This is a genomic window from Paraburkholderia sp. FT54, from assembly GCF_031585635.1.
Taxonomy (GTDB): domain Bacteria; phylum Pseudomonadota; class Gammaproteobacteria; order Burkholderiales; family Burkholderiaceae; genus Paraburkholderia.
In genome coordinates, this window is sequence record NZ_CP134196.1 from 560,120 (window position 1) to 578,260 (window position 18,141).

The 18,141-nt window shown below is 58.5% G+C and carries 17 protein-coding genes and 2 pseudogenes; 13 read left to right on the plus strand and 6 right to left on the minus strand.

What is annotated here, in order from left to right; translation table 11 throughout:
* Positions 1–71 precede the first annotated feature (71 nt).
* Positions 72–1,343, plus strand: a complete 1,272-nt coding sequence (locus tag RI103_RS22020; protein ID WP_409077032.1) for an MFS transporter — start codon at positions 72–74, stop codon at positions 1,341–1,343.
* A gap of 225 nt (positions 1,344–1,568) precedes the next feature.
* Positions 1,569–2,705, plus strand: coding sequence for a porin (locus RI103_RS22025; RefSeq protein ID WP_310817602.1), 1,137 nt, complete (start codon positions 1,569–1,571; stop codon positions 2,703–2,705).
* Positions 2,706–3,189: 484 nt separating this feature from the next.
* Here the strand turns inward: RI103_RS22025 and RI103_RS22030 are convergent, their stop codons facing one another.
* Positions 3,190–3,489 (minus strand): hypothetical protein, encoded by a 300-nt coding sequence (locus RI103_RS22030; protein ID WP_310817603.1) that lies wholly within the window; start codon positions 3,487–3,489, stop codon positions 3,190–3,192.
* 991 nt (positions 3,490–4,480) lie between these two features.
* Here RI103_RS22030 and RI103_RS22035 point away from each other — a divergent pair.
* From RI103_RS22035 to RI103_RS22060, 6 genes are all read left to right on the plus strand, one after another.
* Entirely contained in the window at positions 4,481–5,290 is an 810-nt protein-coding gene (locus tag RI103_RS22035; protein WP_310817604.1) for an AraC family transcriptional regulator, read from the plus strand.
* 108 nt (positions 5,291–5,398) lie between these two features.
* Complete coding sequence (locus RI103_RS22040; RefSeq protein WP_310817605.1) at positions 5,399–6,436, plus strand: aminotransferase class I/II-fold pyridoxal phosphate-dependent enzyme; 1,038 nt, start codon at positions 5,399–5,401, stop codon at positions 6,434–6,436.
* A gap of 98 nt (positions 6,437–6,534) precedes the next feature.
* Positions 6,535–6,918, plus strand: coding sequence for a nuclear transport factor 2 family protein (locus RI103_RS22045; protein ID WP_310817606.1), 384 nt, complete (start codon positions 6,535–6,537; stop codon positions 6,916–6,918).
* Positions 6,919–7,096: 178 nt separating this feature from the next.
* Positions 7,097–7,591: a TIGR01841 family phasin gene (gene phaP, locus RI103_RS22050; RefSeq protein ID WP_310817607.1), complete on the plus strand. Its 495-nt coding sequence runs from the start codon at positions 7,097–7,099 to the stop codon at positions 7,589–7,591.
* A gap of 160 nt (positions 7,592–7,751) precedes the next feature.
* Positions 7,752–8,267 (plus strand): hypothetical protein, encoded by a 516-nt coding sequence (locus tag RI103_RS22055; RefSeq protein ID WP_310817608.1) that lies wholly within the window; start codon positions 7,752–7,754, stop codon positions 8,265–8,267.
* 1,204 nt (positions 8,268–9,471) lie between these two features.
* The gene (locus RI103_RS22060; RefSeq protein WP_310817610.1) at positions 9,472–9,798 is read left to right on the plus strand and encodes an H-NS family nucleoid-associated regulatory protein; all 327 of its coding nucleotides are present in this window, start codon (positions 9,472–9,474) and stop codon (positions 9,796–9,798) included.
* 47 nt (positions 9,799–9,845) lie between these two features.
* On the opposite strand, the gene RI103_RS22065 is transcribed toward RI103_RS22060, so the two are convergent.
* The 3 genes from RI103_RS22065 to RI103_RS22075 form a co-directional block, all read right to left on the minus strand.
* Entirely contained in the window at positions 9,846–10,349 is a 504-nt protein-coding gene (locus RI103_RS22065; RefSeq protein ID WP_310817611.1) for a hypothetical protein, read from the minus strand.
* Between the two features lie 811 nt (positions 10,350–11,160).
* The gene (locus tag RI103_RS22070; protein ID WP_310817613.1) at positions 11,161–11,400 is read right to left on the minus strand and encodes a DUF2442 domain-containing protein; all 240 of its coding nucleotides are present in this window, start codon (positions 11,398–11,400) and stop codon (positions 11,161–11,163) included.
* A gap of 272 nt (positions 11,401–11,672) precedes the next feature.
* Positions 11,673–12,128, minus strand: coding sequence for a thioesterase family protein (locus RI103_RS22075; RefSeq protein ID WP_310817615.1), 456 nt, complete (start codon positions 12,126–12,128; stop codon positions 11,673–11,675).
* Positions 12,129–12,372: 244 nt separating this feature from the next.
* Here RI103_RS22075 and RI103_RS22080 point away from each other — a divergent pair, with 244 nt between their 5' ends.
* From RI103_RS22080 to RI103_RS22090, 3 genes are all read left to right on the plus strand, one after another.
* On the plus strand, positions 12,373–13,344 hold the full coding sequence (locus tag RI103_RS22080; RefSeq protein ID WP_310817616.1) for a LysR substrate-binding domain-containing protein: 972 nt from the start codon (positions 12,373–12,375) through the stop codon (positions 13,342–13,344).
* A gap of 121 nt (positions 13,345–13,465) precedes the next feature.
* Positions 13,466–14,155 carry a nitroreductase gene (locus tag RI103_RS22085; RefSeq protein WP_310818537.1) on the plus strand — a complete coding sequence of 230 codons (690 nt, stop codon included), beginning with the start codon at positions 13,466–13,468 and terminating at the stop codon, positions 14,153–14,155.
* A gap of 229 nt (positions 14,156–14,384) precedes the next feature.
* The gene (locus tag RI103_RS22090) at positions 14,385–14,966 is read left to right on the plus strand and encodes an NAD(P)H-dependent oxidoreductase (RefSeq protein ID WP_310817617.1); all 582 of its coding nucleotides are present in this window, start codon (positions 14,385–14,387) and stop codon (positions 14,964–14,966) included.
* 238 nt (positions 14,967–15,204) lie between these two features.
* On the opposite strand, the pseudogene RI103_RS22095 reads toward RI103_RS22090, so the two are convergent.
* Positions 15,205–15,762: pseudogene (locus tag RI103_RS22095) on the minus strand (DUF4863 family protein).
* A gap of 517 nt (positions 15,763–16,279) precedes the next feature.
* Between RI103_RS22095 and RI103_RS22100 the strand changes: the two are divergent.
* Both RI103_RS22100 and RI103_RS22105 read left to right on the plus strand, forming a co-directional pair.
* A pseudogene (locus RI103_RS22100) lies at positions 16,280–16,438 on the plus strand (porin); the annotation flags it as partial.
* Positions 16,439–16,493: 55 nt separating this feature from the next.
* Positions 16,494–16,934 carry a hypothetical protein gene (locus RI103_RS22105; RefSeq protein WP_310817618.1) on the plus strand — a complete coding sequence of 147 codons (441 nt, stop codon included), beginning with the start codon at positions 16,494–16,496 and terminating at the stop codon, positions 16,932–16,934.
* Between the two features lie 174 nt (positions 16,935–17,108).
* On the opposite strand, the gene RI103_RS22110 is transcribed toward RI103_RS22105, so the two are convergent.
* Entirely contained in the window at positions 17,109–18,056 is a 948-nt protein-coding gene (locus tag RI103_RS22110; protein WP_310817619.1) for a pseudouridine-5'-phosphate glycosidase, read from the minus strand.
* Positions 18,057–18,141 lie beyond the last annotated feature (85 nt).

An 18,141-nucleotide genomic window follows, 5' to 3' on the forward strand; every position in this document is an offset into this window, starting at 1 on the left:
AGGCAGGTATCGAAGAGGGCGGTCATACAGTCGATATTGGCCGCACGCTTGACGAAGGTCCCTACACCACGATGCAGAAAATCGTGGTGTTGCTCGCCGCGTTGTCGATCGTGCTCGACGGCTTCGATAGCCAGTTGATCGGTTTCGCGATTCCAGTGTTGATCAAGGAGTGGGGTGTCACGCGTGCCGCGTTCGCGCCGGTGGTGGCGGCCGGTCTGATCGGCATGGGTATCGGCAGCGCCTGCGCCGGTCTGCTGGCGGATCGTTTCGGCCGCCGCTGGGCAGTGATCGGCAGCGTGCTGGTGTTCGGCGCCGCGACCTGCGGCATCTGCTTCGCGCCGGACATCGTGACGATCGCGGTGCTGCGCTTTATCGCCGGTCTCGGCATCGGCGGGGCGTTGCCCAGTTCGACGACCATGACCGCCGAATTCACGCCGGCTCGTCGCCGTACGCTGGCGGTCACCGCGACGATCGTTTGCGTGCCGCTCGGCGGCATGGTCGCGGGGCTGTTCGCGCATGAGATTCTGCCCGCCTACGGCTGGCGTGGCTTGTTCCTGGTCGGCGGCGTGTTGCCGCTGGTGCTTGGCGTCCTGCTGATGTTCACGTTGCCCGAGTCGCCGCGTTTTCTCGCGCGGCGCCCACAGCGGTGGCCTGAACTCAAACGCCTGCTCGGCCGGATGTCGCGGCCGGTGGCGAGCGGCTGCGTATTCGCCGACGCGCGCGAGCAGGCCGCCGAAAAACATACCGGTTTCACCGCATTGTTCCGTGAAGGCCTCGCTCTCGACACGGTGGCGATCTGGGTCGCGTTCTGCCTGTGCCTGCTGGCCGTCTACAGCGCCTTCAGCTGGCTGCCGACGATGCTCAGCACGCAAGGCCTGTCCGTCTCGATCGCGGGGGCAGGACTCACCGCGTACAACCTGGGCGGCGTCGTGGGCGCCTTGCTGTGTGCGGTAGTGATCGCTCGCGGCGGTTCGCGACGGCCGCTGATTCTCTGCAGCGCGGGCGGCGCGGCGAGTGCCTTACTGCTGCTCGGCGTGAATATTTCCGAGCACACCGGCTTGCTGATCTTTGGTCTTGGCGTGCACGGCCTGTTCGTCAATGCGGTCCAGTCGACGATGTTTGCGCTGTGCGCCTATGTTTATCCGACCCGCGTGCGGGCAACCGGCACCGCATCGGCGCTCGCATTCGGCCGGCTCGGTGCGATTGCGAGCGCGTTCGCCGGCGCGGTGGTGATCACGGCCGGGGGCGCATCGTCGTACCTGTGGATGCTCGGCATCGCAATGGCGATCGTGATGATCGCGTTGATGGTAGTGAAGCGTCATATTCCCAAGCCCGGCGTTTGACGAAGCCGGTGTCCCCGGAGGCGGCGAGCGGACGCGGCGTGCCGTTCTCCGCGATCTGAAGCAATCAAACTTGCACCGTTGATGGGTGGCTCGCACAGCGCCGGGGATCGTCATGCCTGTAATTAGTATCGCTACATAAGAAACGCCTCGTATGACGTGCGCGTGGCGCGCTGCGCGCCAACGCATGGATTCATACGAGGTACTCATCAAGGAGAAGCGGAGAACATGAAAAACAAACTCGCATTGGGCGGTGTGCTGCTCGGGATCAGCGCTACATCGTTCGCGCAGAGCAGCGTGACGTTGTATGGGATCATCGATACGGGCATTGAGCTGGTGACGCATGCGAACGCGGCGGGCGATCGCGTTGTGCGCATGCCGGGCATTACCGGCGAATTGCCGTCGCGTTGGGGCATTCGAGGCAAAGAGGGATTGGGCGGCGGCCTGTCAGCGGTATTCGTGCTGGAGAGCGGCTTCAATACGAAGGGCGGCACGCTCAATCAGGGCGGACGGATGTTCGGACGGCAGGCCTATGTCGGATTGGAGAGTCCATATGGCACGCTGACTTTCGGCCGGCAGTACACCATGACTTACTGGGCAATACTGGATTCCGATCTGCTCGGTCCAGACATCTACGGCGGAACTGGATCATTCGATCAGTACATGCCGAGCGCCCGCAGCGACAACACGATTGTGTATAAAGGCACCTTTTCGGGCTTCACGTTCGGCGCGACTTATTCGTTCGGTCGCGATTCGGCGGGCACCGGTAATTCGCCGGGGCAGGGCACGTGCGCCGGGTCGATTCCGGGCAGTTCGCAAAGCTGCCGCGAATGGTCGGCCATGCTGCGTTACGACATGAACGGCTATGGCGTTGCGGGCGCCTACGACGAACAACGCGGGGGCCCGGGCGCGGCTGCAAACCTGTATGACGGCACGGCACCCTTCGCGTTGACCGACTCGGGCGACAAGGACGTGCGGATGCAACTCAACGGCTACGGGCACATCGGCCCGGTAAAGCTAGGTGCGGGCTGGCTCGGACGTCACGTCGAAACCGTGTCCCCGGCGTTGCCGGACGTGCGCTCGAATCTGTACTACCTGACGGCGGCATATGACCTGATGTCCGACCTTATCGTCGACGGTGGCGTGTACCGCATCGTCAATCGGGCCGACGACACGCGAGGCACGATCACCGCGCTACGCACCACCTATCTGCTGTCGAAGCGCTCCGCGGTCTACCTGCAGGGCGCGTATCTGTTCAACAGTCCTCATGCCGCGTACACCGTGAGTCAGGGCGGCGGGGGCACAACGCCGGCGCCGGGGATCGGGCAGCTTGGTGTCATGGCAGGTATCCGCCACTCGTTCTGAGATACCGGTTCGCGGACCTCATAGAGGGGAGCGGCGCTAACAGATCCAGAGGTCGGTCATCAACGGCGGGATGCGCGGTCGCAGCGTGGATAGTGCCGGGCTTGGCGCGCGCGGAATGACAAGTTGTCCATCGCAAAGCCGGTCGGACGTGAAGAGGGGTCTTTCACCCTTAGTTACGCGGGCGACCGGCATACGGCCCGCTGTCCTGATGCTGTCCACTGCCGACGATCCTTGCACACGCTCCACGCGGTTGCCCACCAGTCCATATCCGGCACCGGTCTGGCCTTGATAGTAAATCCACCAGCGACCCTCCTCGAATTTCATGAAAAGCAATGCGCGAGGCGACTCGGGCGTCCCGTAGCCCTCATGTGTCAAGGCGCCGGCCAGCTCGGATTGACTGGAGCGCTTGCCGTTATATTCCGATTGAAAGTAGCCGCCGCCGCCCGTCACGTGATAAACGCGGTAAGTCCTGTCGTCTATCTGATCAACGAGTAGCGAACAACCGGAGAAATCGGGTGTAAAGACAAATTTTTTTTGCGCTGGCGAGTACCGGTATGTCGCAAGAACTGCCTTGTGGCAGCCAGTAAGCGGGAATCGGGTCGTCGTCAGACGCGGCGTTCGTCGGTTCGATCCTGACCACTCCGAGTTGCCCGCCTTCCATTCGATGCAAATCGATGGCATTGACCTGATCACGAACCGTAAATACGCCTGCGGTGGTCATGTAGTTTTGCGTTACGAACGCTCTTGTGTCTTGCAGAAAAAAGCGATTTATCCCGTTGGCCATGAAAGCTCCTGTCGTCCTGTCGTCCTGTCGGCTTGGAGTGACGCGTTGTCCGACGTCGGCCAAAGCTCGCTGGCTATCGGCCCTGGACCACGTGCGCCTACTTGAAAGCAGAACAACTCGGCGCACCGGTTTATTCCAGCAGTGCGAGCCTCAACGCGGAAGTCGACGCTAACTCTCCATCCATCACGGACATGCGAGTAGTTCCGGCGAGCAAAGAGAATTCCTGCGCGCCGGCGGACGACGAGAAATGATTACCCGCAGATCAGAAGCAGTGCCGGCAAGGAGGCGAAGATCGAAAGAGTGTCCCTGGCAAGACTGCTTCTGTTTCGGACCATCGCACGGAGACGCGATTTGTTCGAGAGACGGCCGTCAATTAACTCGAGGTCGTCGTTGGGTGCTGCTTTGCATCGTCAGTTATTTCGCTGGATCACTTGAGGTTGAGGTACCAGCGAACGGGGAGCGAGGCATCGGTGTGCCGTCCACAAAAGCAGTCGCGCAGCGCACGGCAAACTCATAAGCACAGTTCTGACTTGCGAACTGCCCAAGATCACCCAATGAGGTGGATTCGCCGTCTTCCTTCAAGATGCAGGCGCGGGCGACGAACGTGTTGCCGTATCTTATGCTCGACGGCTGAATCGCCGCGCCACGGTGATATAGAACCACAGGTGCCCCCTTCGACACGTCAACAATGGAAAGGGTAGTGTAATGTTGTCAATTCCGAAGCTGTTGACCGTTACCTTTCTCCACGGAACGCTTAAATGTGACGAAAGATGGGGAATGGCGCTTGAAATATTTGCTTCACATGGACTGGTGAGCGTTCCGCGCAACGTTTTTATGGGTTACCCACGTAGGTCTCACGAAGGCTTCAACGTGCTTTCGATGCTCTGGTTCGAGTCAGCGCAGCCAAAAAGGAAACTAAGATAATGAGGGCCTCACAGCGCAACTTTCGGGGCTAGTCTCCAAGGTGCCGGCGGCGAACCGGAGATGAGTTATGCCCGAAGAAGTCCAGTACAGTCACTCGACCGACATCCCTGGTTTGATCCTTAGCACGGCCCGGTTTGCCGAGTTTCGCTTCGAACCGCACTATCATCTCGACTGCCATATCGCACTCATTGCCGACGGAGTGCAGCGTCAATCATTCCGTGGGGAATCCCTGTTGCTTACGCGTGGCGCAATTCAGCTTATGCCTGCAGGCGAGGTTCATGACGGTATTGCGGATGCCGACGAGTCGTACACGCTGCAAACGTTTCGACTGTCGGCCGCGTTGCTGAATGGATTCGGGGAGGAAATCACGGGCAAGCACTATTTCCCCTCTCAGGCCGCAGTGGTGCTGCAAGATAGCCGCCTCGCGGATCACTTGCTCAAAATGCACTCAAGCCTTCAGCAGGGCATGAACGATCCAATCATGAACGAAACGCACGTTCTGGAATTGCTGGAGTCACTGTTTGCCCGCTTGAAGCAACCCTCCCCGCAAGCTATCTCCGGTGCCTTGTCGTCTCAGCAACTGCGACTTGTTCGGGAATTCGTCGAGGCGCATATTGCCGACAAGATCGTTCTGGAAGATCTGTCTCTTCTTGTCGGCCTCGATCGATTCCGGTTCTTGAAACTGTTTAAACGCACTATCGGCATGACGCCTCACGCCTGGTTACTGCGCATGCGGCTGGAAAAGGCGGTGGCGTTGCTCAACGCGAACAGGAACATGCCGATCACTGAAATTGCACACGCCGTTGGCTTCTTTGATCAAAGCCATTTCACGCGCGCGTTTCGCGAGGCGTACGGCGTGACTCCCGCTCGCTTCTGACGGTGGCGCAGCAATTTTTTACAAGGCGGTTTGGTGACAGATTGGTAGCCTTCGGTTTCTGGCCTCGCGCCCATCCGGCGCGGCCTCCATCTAAGGCAGAAGCACCGAATGACTACTTTCAGCTTTCTCGACGACTACAGCGAAGGCGCACATCCTGACATCCTCCACGCGCTGACGGACTCCAACTACATCCAACAGGCAGCTTACGGAGAAGACTCGTACTCCGCCGAGGCAACGACCCGGATCAAGGCCTGCTTGGGCGACACGTTCGACGGAGCGATCCACTACGTCGCAAGCGGGACCATGGCCAATATCGTTTCGATATCCAGCTGCCTGCGTCCGCACGAAGCCGTCATTGCAGTGGACTCCGGACATATCGTAGTTAGAGAGGCTGGTGCTATTGAGGCCACTGGGCACAAACTCATCGTCGTTCCCGCTGTAGACGGGAAGCTCACGGCCGCCACTATTGAGGCCGCGCTTGCCAGCAATGCTCATTTTCCGCATATGGCAAAGCCTCGACTTATCTATCTGTCGAATGCAACCGAAATTGGCACCGTCTACTCCCTTGCGGAGTTGCGGGAGATATCGGCGCTCGCAAAGGAACGAGGCCTCATTCTATTTCTCGATGGCGCGCGACTGGGCGCGGCATTGGCGTCGAGCAAGAGCGACGTGACATTGGCCGATATTGCGTGCCTCGTTGACATTTTCTGGATCGGCGGAACCAAGGTAGGTGCGCTTCTGGGTGAAGCAATTGTGGTTTGCAATGCTGCGTTGACGGAGGATTTTGCCTTTCATGTCAAGCAACGCGGCGGCATGTTAGCCAAAGGGCGGCTACTGGGTATCCAGTTTCAGGAACTATTTGGCGGCAAAAATCTCTTCCTCGAAAATGCAAAGCACGCCAATGCCATGGCGGCAAAGCTCGCCTCTGGGATCGTGTCTGGCGGTTACGCTCTCGAGGCGGAAACGGCTACGAATCAAGTATTTGCAATGTTGCCCGATTCTGTCATTTCCGCTTTGAAGCGGCGCTTTGCTTTCTACGTTTGGCGAAAGTCGGATAACGATCATTCTGTGATTCGCCTGGTCACGTCCTGGGCCACACAAGAACACCAGGTCGACGCGTTTTTGGCTCGGCTCGCGCAACTTTGAAGGCAGGCCGATGGCTGCCTTTTCGTTTACCCCCAGCCCCTGGTTTATTCCGCGAGGTACGCTATGGGTAGATTGTGACCGGTATCTGGAGGCACTCCATGCAGGAACAGAACATACGTGAAGCCCTGAATGCGCACTGGCGCGCGTCGGCAGTCGGCGATCTCGACGCGGAACACGCCATTTACGATGACGATGCCATCTGTGACTATCCCCAATCAGGTGAACGGATCCTCGGGCGAACTAATTTGCAGGCACTGCGGAGCCATCATCCAGATAAGCCGTCAGGTTTCGATGTCAGGCGAATTCAAGGGGAAGGTAATCTCTGGATCACGGAATACACCATCGCCTACAAGGGGCGAGCGGCTTGCACGGTAAGCATTATGGAGTTCCGCAATGGCAAGGTCGTTCACGAGACCCAGTATTTTTCTGATCCCTTTGAGGCACCGGGTTGGCGGAGCCGATGGGTTCAGCAGATCGCGTGACGTCGCCTTGCGCGGTTCGCTAACAGGACCTCGCGGCGAAACTGATTGACTTTGCGGCATTCCCCCGTACAATGAATTTTGTTGCAGCGCAGCAATCTACCTTTCGCCCCCGTCGCGCGCGGTTTTGTTTTCACTCAGAGCCCTCGCACTCTTGCCGCCTTACCCTTACGGAGCAGTGATGAGCACTCTTATTCCCCAACAATTGGTAGCCGCCCAGCAGTCCGGCCTGGACACATTTTTTGGCTTGGCGAACAAGGCATTTGAAGGCTTCGAAAAGCTGGTCGCATTGAATTTGCAAGTCAGCAAGGCCGTTCTCGCCGAAAACCAGGCAATCCTCGCCAAAGCCCTTTCATCCAGCAACCCGGGTGAGCTGTTCGCACTGCAAGCGAGCCTTTCCCAGCCTGCCGCGGAAAAGCTGGTCGCATACGGCCGCCATGTTCACGAAATCGTGTCCGGCGTTCAGAGCGAAATCTCAGCCGTCGCGACAGCACAGGGCCAGCAGTTCCAACGGGACGCACAAGGGTTCGTCGAGAACCTCCAGAAGAACGCGCCGGCAGGAAGCGAGTCAGCTGTTGCCGCGTGGAACTCGGTTTTGTCGGCAGCCAATGCGACCTACGAATCGGCCAACAAGGCTGCAAAACAGTTCGTGTCGACAGTGTCCACGGTTGAGTAAAACTCATCGTCTCACTTAGATCTTCTGCGTCAGCGAATGCGAACTTCGGTTCGCATTTCTTCTTTCTGAACTGGATCTGTCCAGAAGCGAAGAATGCTGCGAATGGTTGCGCTGGAGGAGTCCCCGCTCTGGCCAGGACGAAATGAACGGACACATTGCAATGGACGACCGATTTGATAGACGAGAACTGCTCCTTCATCTTGGTGACATTCTCGACGCTTTGAACTGTTTAGCGAGGACGAATGAACCGGGCGCATTGGTGGCGCATCTTATGCAGGGAAACGATTCATTGCAGGACTTCGAGTTCCTTCGGACGCTTGCGCCAGAAATGACGGTGGCCGAGTTCATCAAAGGCGCTGCAAGCGCATTCTTCCCATGGCCAGCAGAGTTGCTCGAGGCAGAACTCAATCGGGACGGACTCGCGTCGACGGTTCAGCACAACCTCTTTGGCGGCAATCCCGATGGCTGGAACGCGTATATCAGCGGTGTCCAGAAGAAAGTGAAGTGGTTTGGCGCCGGACTTGCGAATATGAACAAGAACGCTCCGGCTGAAGCGTCGCGCGATGTCACTGACGCGGCGACTCTAGTCGAGGCGCCGGTTATGGGCGTGGCGACAGTGGATGTGCTTAACGAAAAGAGAGGTTGGCCTTGGCCCGAACCGAGGTCAACGTCGTGAAGCGTTCAGTTCGTGGCCTACCCCGCCTGGTCAAGGTTCTCGAGCGCTCAAACCCGGATTGCAACGTTTATTCCGCCCGCTCCTGAAGCAGGCGGAAGTTTCGCATTTCAAAAGAACTCCGCTAACGGGACATACCCGGACCTTAAAGGATGAAAGGGACCCGGCCAGCCCGGCCAGGGACACCGGTCCCTTCCCGATGCGAGCGAGCAGTACCGTCAGTTATTGACTCGCGCGCCGTCAGCTGGCTTCTAGCTGCCCCCGAAAAAAACGTTGCATTGTGGGTCCACCCTACACGGCCTGGCATGTTTCGCGCCGCTTTGGACTCTTGTATCAGGTGTGCCGCCGTAGGACTCCATGCCCGTACTGGGCGAAGAAGAATCGGCCTGAGCCGCGGCGTTCTGCTGTGAGGTGGGTTGCGCAGCGTCGGGCGTGCTTTGCGCATATGCAAACCCGGCCATGACAAACAACCCGAAAGCAGAAGCAACCATCAGTCGTAATTTCATGTTGGCTCCTTAATCTAGGTTGAATTTTTCATCCACGTCATTCGTTGTTCGCGTGTCCCGCTGTCGAAATCCATACAGGATGTGCGGATGCGAAGCCGTCTTCGGGTCCGCGGGCCAATCGCCCGAGGCCAAAGTTTTAGGTAATTGGGAAGATATGAAGCGCAGTACGCCGAGCGAAAGTCTATGGACGCAAGATGGCGTGCGGACAGCTAATGCCAATGGATTTTATGGACCCATCGACACGAATAGTCGCCCCTGCAATTACGTTATAGGGCGCAGGAAGACGAAACGGAAGTGAATGTTTAAATCGAGCGCATCCACACGACACGGAAGCAACTGTCCGTTTCGGTTTGAAAGAGAAGGGCGCTTCGTCGGATAGCTGCCCTACGCCCCGCGTTGGTTGTCGTTCGGAGAGCGTCTCCGGCAAGTCGTGATACGCATCTTTTTTGATGCTCTGCCATTAAAGCGAGCCGGCGTTCAGCGAGGCATATCACACAACCGTCTGCAACTCGCACATGAGTACATGTCCGGCGAGTTAGCCGGTTTTGCCACGCGGCCTGCAACAGTGTTTTCAGGAATCGCACATCGACGCAAGTCTTGCTCGACATGATACTTGCCACATCCGAATTGTTGGGTGGCGGGGCGCGTCGGCGAGACGACAGGAGACCGCTACGAGACTATCGAGTCGAAGGGGAAACGACATGGATGAGCAAAAGCGCCAAAGCATGATTGCATACCTGCGTCGCAAGATGGCAACGGTTGGCATCAAGTTGGGCGATCTCGCGGCGGCAATCGCCGAGGACAAGGCGCGCCAGAAGTCGGCACGATACCGCAGCGCTTTCGGCGACACCTGGGATGGTAAGGGTGAACTGCCGCAGTGGCTGAGACAAGCCACGAGCGCCGGACAGTCGCTGGCGCACTTTGCTGTTGAGAAGTCGTCGAGGTCGGCTAGCGCCGGACGTCCGGCCATTGACTGGAGTCGCGACCCGTTCGCTGGCACGCGACTGGCGACAGTTCGGCCATCGTAAGCTGACGGCTAACAGCCTGTAGAACACGGGTGCATCGCTATTGGCGTTCAATGCGAATGGCCGTGGCCTCCTCCGCCGCCGCCCCTGTAATAGCCGCCGCCCATACCGTGCCCTGGGTATCCGTGGCCACCCCAGCCGCCATGACCGCCCCAACCGCCTCCATATCCGTGCCCCCAGTAGCCGTGGTGTCCCCAGTAGCCATATCTGCCGCCTCCATAACAGCAGCCGCCCCAATAGCCGAAACTCAGTGACACCGATGGTCCCCACCACGCGGGCCACCCGTAGTACGGATACGCGACCGGATAATACGCCGGCGCGACGAAGACGGGCACGGCTGGTGCGATATAGGCGTTCGTCGATGCAGTCGCATCTGACGCTGCCGCTGCGTCGGCCGTTGAGAAAGGATATTGCTGCGGCGCGCCCGCGGTTGGCACGTCGCCATACGGAACATAACCATAGGGCACGTAGTAGTAGCAACCGGACAAAGCGGCGGACAGGACCACCAACACAACGGCGCCGCCCGCGCGCGACGTTGCGTCCACCGTTTTCATGAGGTGCTCCAGTGTCTGACGCGACGCAGCATGCGCCGCGGCCTCAAGCTTCAATACAGTTAGCTTACTCCAGCAAACAGGATGCCGATGCACCTCGTAGCTCAAGGACATTTCGCATTGGGTTGCTGCCGCCGGAAACGGCGACGAAAGATCGGCTATTCACCGGTAGGGGCCACGAGGCTAAAACGCCGCTTCATGATTGCTCCCTTTCGAACGGAAACATCAGGCTGGTGATGGATAAGGCGAAACAGGCCGTACTTCCTTGGAGACACCATTCTCGGCGCTTTGTCGTACAAATCTCTTCCGGCGGCAACCGACTCCTCGTCATCGAACCTTCACACATAGACGGGACAATCGCACCACTGAGAGAACGGGGTGTTGCCACCCCAAAAAATGATATGCAAATCCAGCCGAGCACACCGGCCACCAGAATCAGCTTTCATCGAGGGTATGGTCTTCGCGCAAGTACGACGCCGACCGGCGATGGCTTGCATTCCGCGGACCTCGTTATCGAACCACCAGGACGGCCGCCGCAAGCGTTCAACTCGCTGGATCTGTTCTATGACCACGAACAGGCGATAAGCTACGCCACTGTCTGGGGGCGTATTTGGGTCGACTCGAGGGCTTAAACCCCATTTCTTTCTGAGCGTGCTTGTCGCGCTTGCCCAACGTCGAGTCTTTCAGGAGACGAAGCGCAGTGCCGACATCGCCTTGCCGGAAGAAACAAGCCGGTAAGCCGAGGCCGGACGAATCGCGCCATCGCGCTCGACGGGTAGCGCCGGATATCCCGCGGAAAAACCAGGGCAGGCCGCTAGTGTCGTGTGCTGTCTGGCAAGGACCGAAGCATTGCGGTAATGCTCATCTCTTCGTGCAGATCTGGCCAGTACAACTGCTGGCGATCCAAAGAGATTGCAAAATTCCCGCGCTCCGCTGTTGTAGCTGCCTGCAGGATAGGAAACCAGCCAAGCGGAAATTCAACGGCTTGGCCGTCGGACAGGTCGACAAACAGGTGCCCACTGTCGAAATGCACACTTACCGCTCCAGAGTCCATGGCCGCCTCCTGAATGACAAGCAACTTAAAGATAGGCCCGTGCAAGACGCCATACAAGAAAGAATGCTGGAATGCAGGCGTGCGCCGAGGTTGGGACTGAAGTGATGCGACGCTATCGGGTCCTGCCTTTCCTCTCACGGCGATTGGCAAGATATAGAAATCCGCGCTGGTTCAAAGGGAAATCAGGCGGCCAATTCTTGTAGTTTTCCAAAGGTTCATCCTGCCTGTTCTGGCCAGCACGACTTAGCTCCGGCGCAATTGCAGCCGCGAACTCAATCCGGTTGGACTCGGCTTACACTGCTCGGCAATTCGACAAAATCCTCCGTCTTGTCCAATGCATTCATCGCGTCGATCAGGGCGGGAGGCGGGCAAATCAGTTTGCGCTTTTCCAGATCGAGCCAACCGCCCGCCGATGTTACGCGGGCCACCAGCTTGCCCTCGCGTAGAAATTCATTGCGCAGCAACATACGGCTTCCATCGGCCGATAGGCCAGCGAGCGCAAAGCTCACCATGACCCGATCAAGCAGATGGATCTCGCGAAAATATTCAATCTCGTCCTTCATCACGACCGGTCCGATGCGCAGCTTCACGAACTCCGACATCGAAAAACCCTGTTTCGAGAAGTACAGCATCCGCGCATCGACGGACTTGTCGAGATAGGCGGTGTTGCGCATATGCGAGTTGAAATCCATATCGCCCCAGCCGGCGAAGAGTTCGGTCTCAAACATAGTGTGGCCTTACGATAGGGGTTGCGTGATAACTTCCTGCCAGTGTTGCCAGCACGGTTCAACGCAGAATATCAGGGATGGGCCGCAAGGATGCGCGCGCCTGCCAGTTGGCGATGGGCGGTACTTACGCTGAAGCTCTCGAGCCGTCACCGTTAAATCGAGCGCTATGACTGGGTGTCGTTCAGATGACGTGGTCGTTAGCGCGGGTAAAATGCTTCGACCGCAACGCTGACCTATTGATAATATGAACCTCGGACGGATCGACCTTAATCTATTGCGAGTATTCGACGCGGTGTTTGAGGATCGCAATTTGGTCCTTGCTGGAAAGCGGTTGAATTTGAGTCAGTCTGCCATCAGTCATGCACTCGGGCGGTTGCGGGACGCACTCGAGGATGACCTGTTCGTGCGTACGTCCAAAGGCATGGAGCCGACAGCCCGCACAGTCGCGATCGCGGCCCCGGTGCGCAATGCACTCCAACAGATTCAGGTAGCGCTCGGCGACGAGCCGTTCCGGCCCGAGGTTGCCGAGCGCGAGTTTGTCGTCGCGGCGAACGACTACATCACGATGCTTCTTCTCGGCCGCCTCAGTCAGAGGCTCGCCGCTGAAGCGCCAATGGTGAACCTTGTCATACGACCGTCCACCCGCTTGGACCTGGCCGGGCAGATCGACATCGGTCGGATCGACATCGCCGTTGGAGTCTTTGCGGAGGTGCCGTCGCGTTTTCAGTCGGCGCTGATATGGCAACAGAGAGACGTGCTGGTGATGCGCCTGGATCATCCCATCGGCGAGCGGGCCGTGACTCACGACGATCTGTTGATTTATCCACTTCTCGCTGTCTCGCTCGGCGGCCCGGAAGAGGGCGCCGTTGGCGGCTTCATCGTTGAACGAGGTCTGGCGCGACAATCGGAAATGTTCGATCGGCAAGCATTGGAAGATGCATTTGCAGAGGGGCCGGCGCGACCCCGGCTGAGGGTGGCTGTGGCGCATTCGTTGGCAATCCCCGCGTTGCTCCGTCACAGCGAAATGTTCGCCATCGTACCTTCTCCGTTGGGACGCGAGCTCGAACGCTACGGCGAGCTGAAGACGCGGGCGACGCCTTACTCGTGTCCGGAGTCTTCGGTCAGAGCGGTGTGGCATGCGCGAAATGCGCACGATCCGGCCCTACAGTGGCTGCGGTCCCAGATACTTGACGTCGGCAGACAGGTGCGAAGCTAGGTAATCCCGTTTTATTCAAGACCGTCTTGAAGACTCTTCACCGCGCGTGGGATTCGGGCTGTGCCATCATGCAGACACTATGCATACAGACATCCTTGAAGCCGCGGAGACCGGTCATCAAATGCATTCGGACGCCCACGTTTTTGATTCGGTTATTCGATCTCGGAAAGCCGTTCGCGTTTTTCGTCCAGATGCAGTCTCCCAGAAAGACATCGCTGACATTCTTGATGTCGCTCGCACGGCGCCTAGCAACTCGAACATGCAACCATGGCGGGTGCATGTCTTTAGCGGAAACCCGAAGGAGTCGCTGAGTGAAGCGCTTTTGTGCGCTCACCTGGCGGATTTGCATCCACCGCTCCAGCATATCCCCGATCCCATGCCGGAGGAGTATCGCCCCATGCAGGAGGCGTTCGGTGCCCGATACTATGGTGCGCTTGGGATCGACAAGGCGGACGTCGCTGCCCGAGCACTGGCCACTGGCCGTAATTTTGGTTTTTTTGGGGCGCCAGTTGGTCTGATCTTCAGCGTCGACGCGAGACTGACGAAGTACAGCTGGCTCGACTACGGCCTTTTTCTACAGACGATCATGCTCGCCGCACGCGCGCGAGGTCTGGATACATGCCCGCAAGTGTCGTTCGCCCGCTATCAGGCAATCATTGCGGAACATCTCTCACTCGATCCCGGTTTTGACGTCGTGTGCGCCATGTCGCTGGGTTACGCAGATCAGGATTCAGTGGTCAACAGACTCGCTATTCCACGCGAGAAGGTCGAAAGCTTTACAACGTTTGTCGGATTCGATGAAGCGTTGTAGTCAAGATCGCAGTTATTGTTCGAATGACTAACTAGTTATGAATTTCGGAATGCACGTTCGTCGCCGTCGCGATACGAGCATTAGCGTTGCCGTAGAACTCGCGAGACGCGACCGGCGGCCGAAAGTGTTTATGCGCGCGATCGCAGCTCATCTGAATACGCGGATCGGATCAGCTAGCGCCTGTTCGGTTAACTTTACCTCAACCTTCTGACTTGGCTACGTACAGAATATGACTGTGAAAATACTCGCTTTTTGTGGGAGTTCCCGCAGCGCGTCCCTTAATCGAAAACTGTTGGAAATAGCCGCATCTGGGGCGACAGCGGATGGAGCAGAGGTGACTTTTATCGCTCTGGCGGACTATCGCCTGCCAATTTACGACGCTGACATCGAGCTTGAGCATGGCGTACCTGAGCAAGTTCGAGCGCTCCAAGAATTGTTCGCCACACATGACGCGCTGCTGGTCGCTTCGCCCGAGCATAACGGCGGCTACACTGCGTTGCTCAAGAACGTGCTTGACTGGGTAAGCAGACCGACCGCGGCTGGAAAACCTGGCCTGACGCTCTTTGCGGGTAAGGTGGCAGCGGTCGTCTCGGCGTCACCGGGACCAATGGGCGGCGTTCGGGCAACGCTTGGGATGCGCGGTGTTCTTGAGAAGCTGGGCGCGATCCTGATCCCGCAGGGGTTTTCGCTGGGTTCTGCTCATCAGGCATTTGCCGAACATGGTGGCCTTGCCGATGAGAACACGGACGCCGAAGTTCGACGCGTGGGTTTTAGTCTCGTTCGCGTGACGAAGCAACTGGTCACAATCTGATCGTCGATGCCCGGGCGCAGCGCTACGCACCCGGTACATGCTGTTCATGACGTCGCGAAGCCTTATGGCGGCAATTGGAACCCCCAAGCAAAGCGAACCGTGGATTCCGAAGCAGTGAGGTTCGGTAATATTGCGTGTTATTCGCGCCTATGACACTACGACTTCTGGATTGAAGAGAGGTCGGTGTCGACGGGGCGAGAACGCGGGACGCGCCGTTACCAGCGCGTCCCGCACCTGATCAGTTTGCGTCGGGCGCCTTGACGTTGTACGCGATGCGCCCTGCAGGCAGAAAAAACAGAGCGATAATTGCACCGCCCTTTGTTTCTGGATAATGATGACTGCCCGGTGCCGGCGCAGTCCAGCCGCCATAACACCAGCCATTCGGGCCGGCGAGGGCCGCACCTTCGTTCAGCGACACCACCATGTTGAATTCGCCGTACGGGTGGGCGTGGTAGTCACCTCGGAAGCTTCCCTCAGGGTTGTTCTGATCATTGCCGGTGCTGTCCATATAGACAGCTGTAATGCTGAATCAAAAGGTCTCTTCGGAGGGCTCGACAAGACGTGCGCGCCGGTACTTGCGCCCGGATATCTCGACGTTTGCTGCCCAGCCTTCCTCCACCACGCCAATCGTGATCAGCCGTTTCAGATCCTGATAGAACTCGCTCGACGTGCCGTATTTGTCGTTGAGCCACTGTTCGACCTCGTTACCGGTAGTCAGGTCCTTCACCTCTTCAAGAAAGGGCAGACATTTGCCTATCAGTTCGTCTCTACTGCTCGGAATGTTAGCTGGTGACAAATTGGTCCTCACTAGTTTCAAGAGTTGCCTGTGCGACCCGCATCTATGTCGCCGCAACGGAAATGGCCGATATCGTCTGTCGGCGTATCACAAAAGCGCTACGGTCACGATGCCACATCGTTGATCGAGGACGAAGGGGAGAGTTTTCAATACCACATTGCATGGCGTTCAAGTAGCACGCACTGGACGAATGCCGGCCAAGACGCAGGAGACGACACGGCTTACTTCGTTCAATAGGGATATGAATACAATTCAGTTCGAAGTTCGAGGCGACCCGCGATTCTCTTTTGAATGCGATAGTGCAAAAAAGTAGCCGTGCAGCATCCCGCAGGAAGAAAAGTATGTGAGTCTGTGCGGCGGCAGAATTTAAATTCTTATACATGACTGAAGAGCCAGCTCGGATTTGCGTCGCCCCGTGTTGTTGCTTTTTATTTTCGACCATAACCTCAAAACCAATGATCCGTACCACAGAAAGTACTTGGTACGACGAAACGAATAAACATTCATTGGGAAGAGTATGAGGCGTGGACTGGCAGCGGTGTTTGGTTTCGGAATGGTGAGTGCATCGGCTTTCGCACAAAGCAGCGTCACACTGTATGGCTTGATGGATACCGGTATCGAGTACGTGTCTCATGCAAACGCTGCGGGGGACCACGTCATCCGCATGCCTTCCATGCGGCTGGTTGATGGATCGCTTTAATCCCTGACGAGTAGTCGCCCTGGCGTTTCTGTTGCTGGGTGCGGCTGTCTGTGCAATGGGGCAAGGGGCAGTCGATGTTCAGTTGCTTGGGATCGCGACTTTCGTCGCGGGTGTCTGCATGACGGGCGCGCAGATGTCGATGCTCGCCCTCGCGGCGCTGTTCTATCCCACACACGGTCGGGCGTCAGGGGTAGCGTGGATGCTGGGCATCGGGCGCTTGGGCGGAATTCTCGGTGCGCTTGGTGGTGGAGCGCTCTCGGCGGCGGGCTTCAGCATGATCACCATTTTGACGTCGATGGCCGCGCCCGCAGTTATTGCGGCCATGGCATTGCTGGTCGCGGTATCGGCCAGTAAGAAGCAACGAAACTTGCCGGCCGCGATTGTGGATTCGCGTCTGGGAGGTTCCGCGATAGCCGAACGCCGGACCGCTACACGCTCCGGACACCCGGTGACCTCGTCGAACATCTTCTGAACAAACGTCATGCGCGAGCTGTGTTGAACGGCGCACAATGATTGAACCCACGGGTGCCTGCACCGCAGGTGTGAAGGTGCGCATCACTCGCCAGCGTACGGTCGGAAAATCGCCCGACACAGTGGCGCGGACATAGCAGCCGAAGTAACGCCCGGCCGCCCGTGGCATTTCACGCTACGCCGCGCCCGCCCCGCGCCCTGCGTGTGCCAACGCCAGCGCCAGCCTTGCCCCCACCTCGGCATTGTGTTTCACGAGCGCGATGTTCGTTGCGAGGCTGCGGCCACTTGTCAGTGCCTTGATGCGAGCCAGCAGAAAGGGTGTCACGGCCTTACCCGTGATTCCTTGCGCCGTGGCCTCGGCGAGCGCCTGTTGGGTCAGCGCATCGATCTCTTCGAACCTCATCGCTGCCGCTTCCGGCACCGGCGTGCTCAGTACCACGCCGCCCACGAGGCCCAGGTCCCACTTGGCGCGGATGAAGCGTGCCTGCTGCGCCGCGTCGTCCAGCCTGAAGTCCGAGCGAAAGCCGCTGTCGCGCGTGTAAAAGGCGGCGAAATTGTCTTGCTCGCAACTGAGTACCGGCACGCCGTGGGTTTCCAGGTATTCCAACGTGAGCCCGATGTCCAGGATGGATTTCGCGCCGGCGCAGACCACCGCCACCGAGGTCTTCGCCAGTTCCTGCAGGTCGGCCGAGATGTCGAAGGTTTCCGGCGCGCCCCGGTGCACGCCGCCAATGCCTCCGGTAACGAAGACCTCGATCCCGGCCAGGGCGGCGCATATCATCGTGCCTGCCACTGTCGTGGCGCCAGGCTCGCCGCTGGCCAGCACGGCTGGCAGATCGCGGCGGCTGACCTTGTGTACCCGGTCCGAGCGGCCGAGCAGTTCCAACTCCTCGTCCGCAAGGCCGATGCGGATTCGCCCGCCGATCAATGCGATGGTCGCGGGCTCGGCGCCCAGCTCACGGATCAAGGCCTCTACTTCGCGCGCGGTGCGAACGTTCTCTGGATAGGGCATGCCGTGAGCGATGATGGTCGATTCCAGCGCCACGAGCGGCCGGCCGGCGGCCTGTGCCGCGGCCACAGGTGCGCTGCGGGTCAACCACGAGTGTGCGAGATTCGCAGCCATATGGATGTTTCCGTCAGGGCGATTCGCTCAAGTATGCAACACGGGGCGCGTCCGTGGTTCACGCGCTGCAGCGCGATGGCGCCTA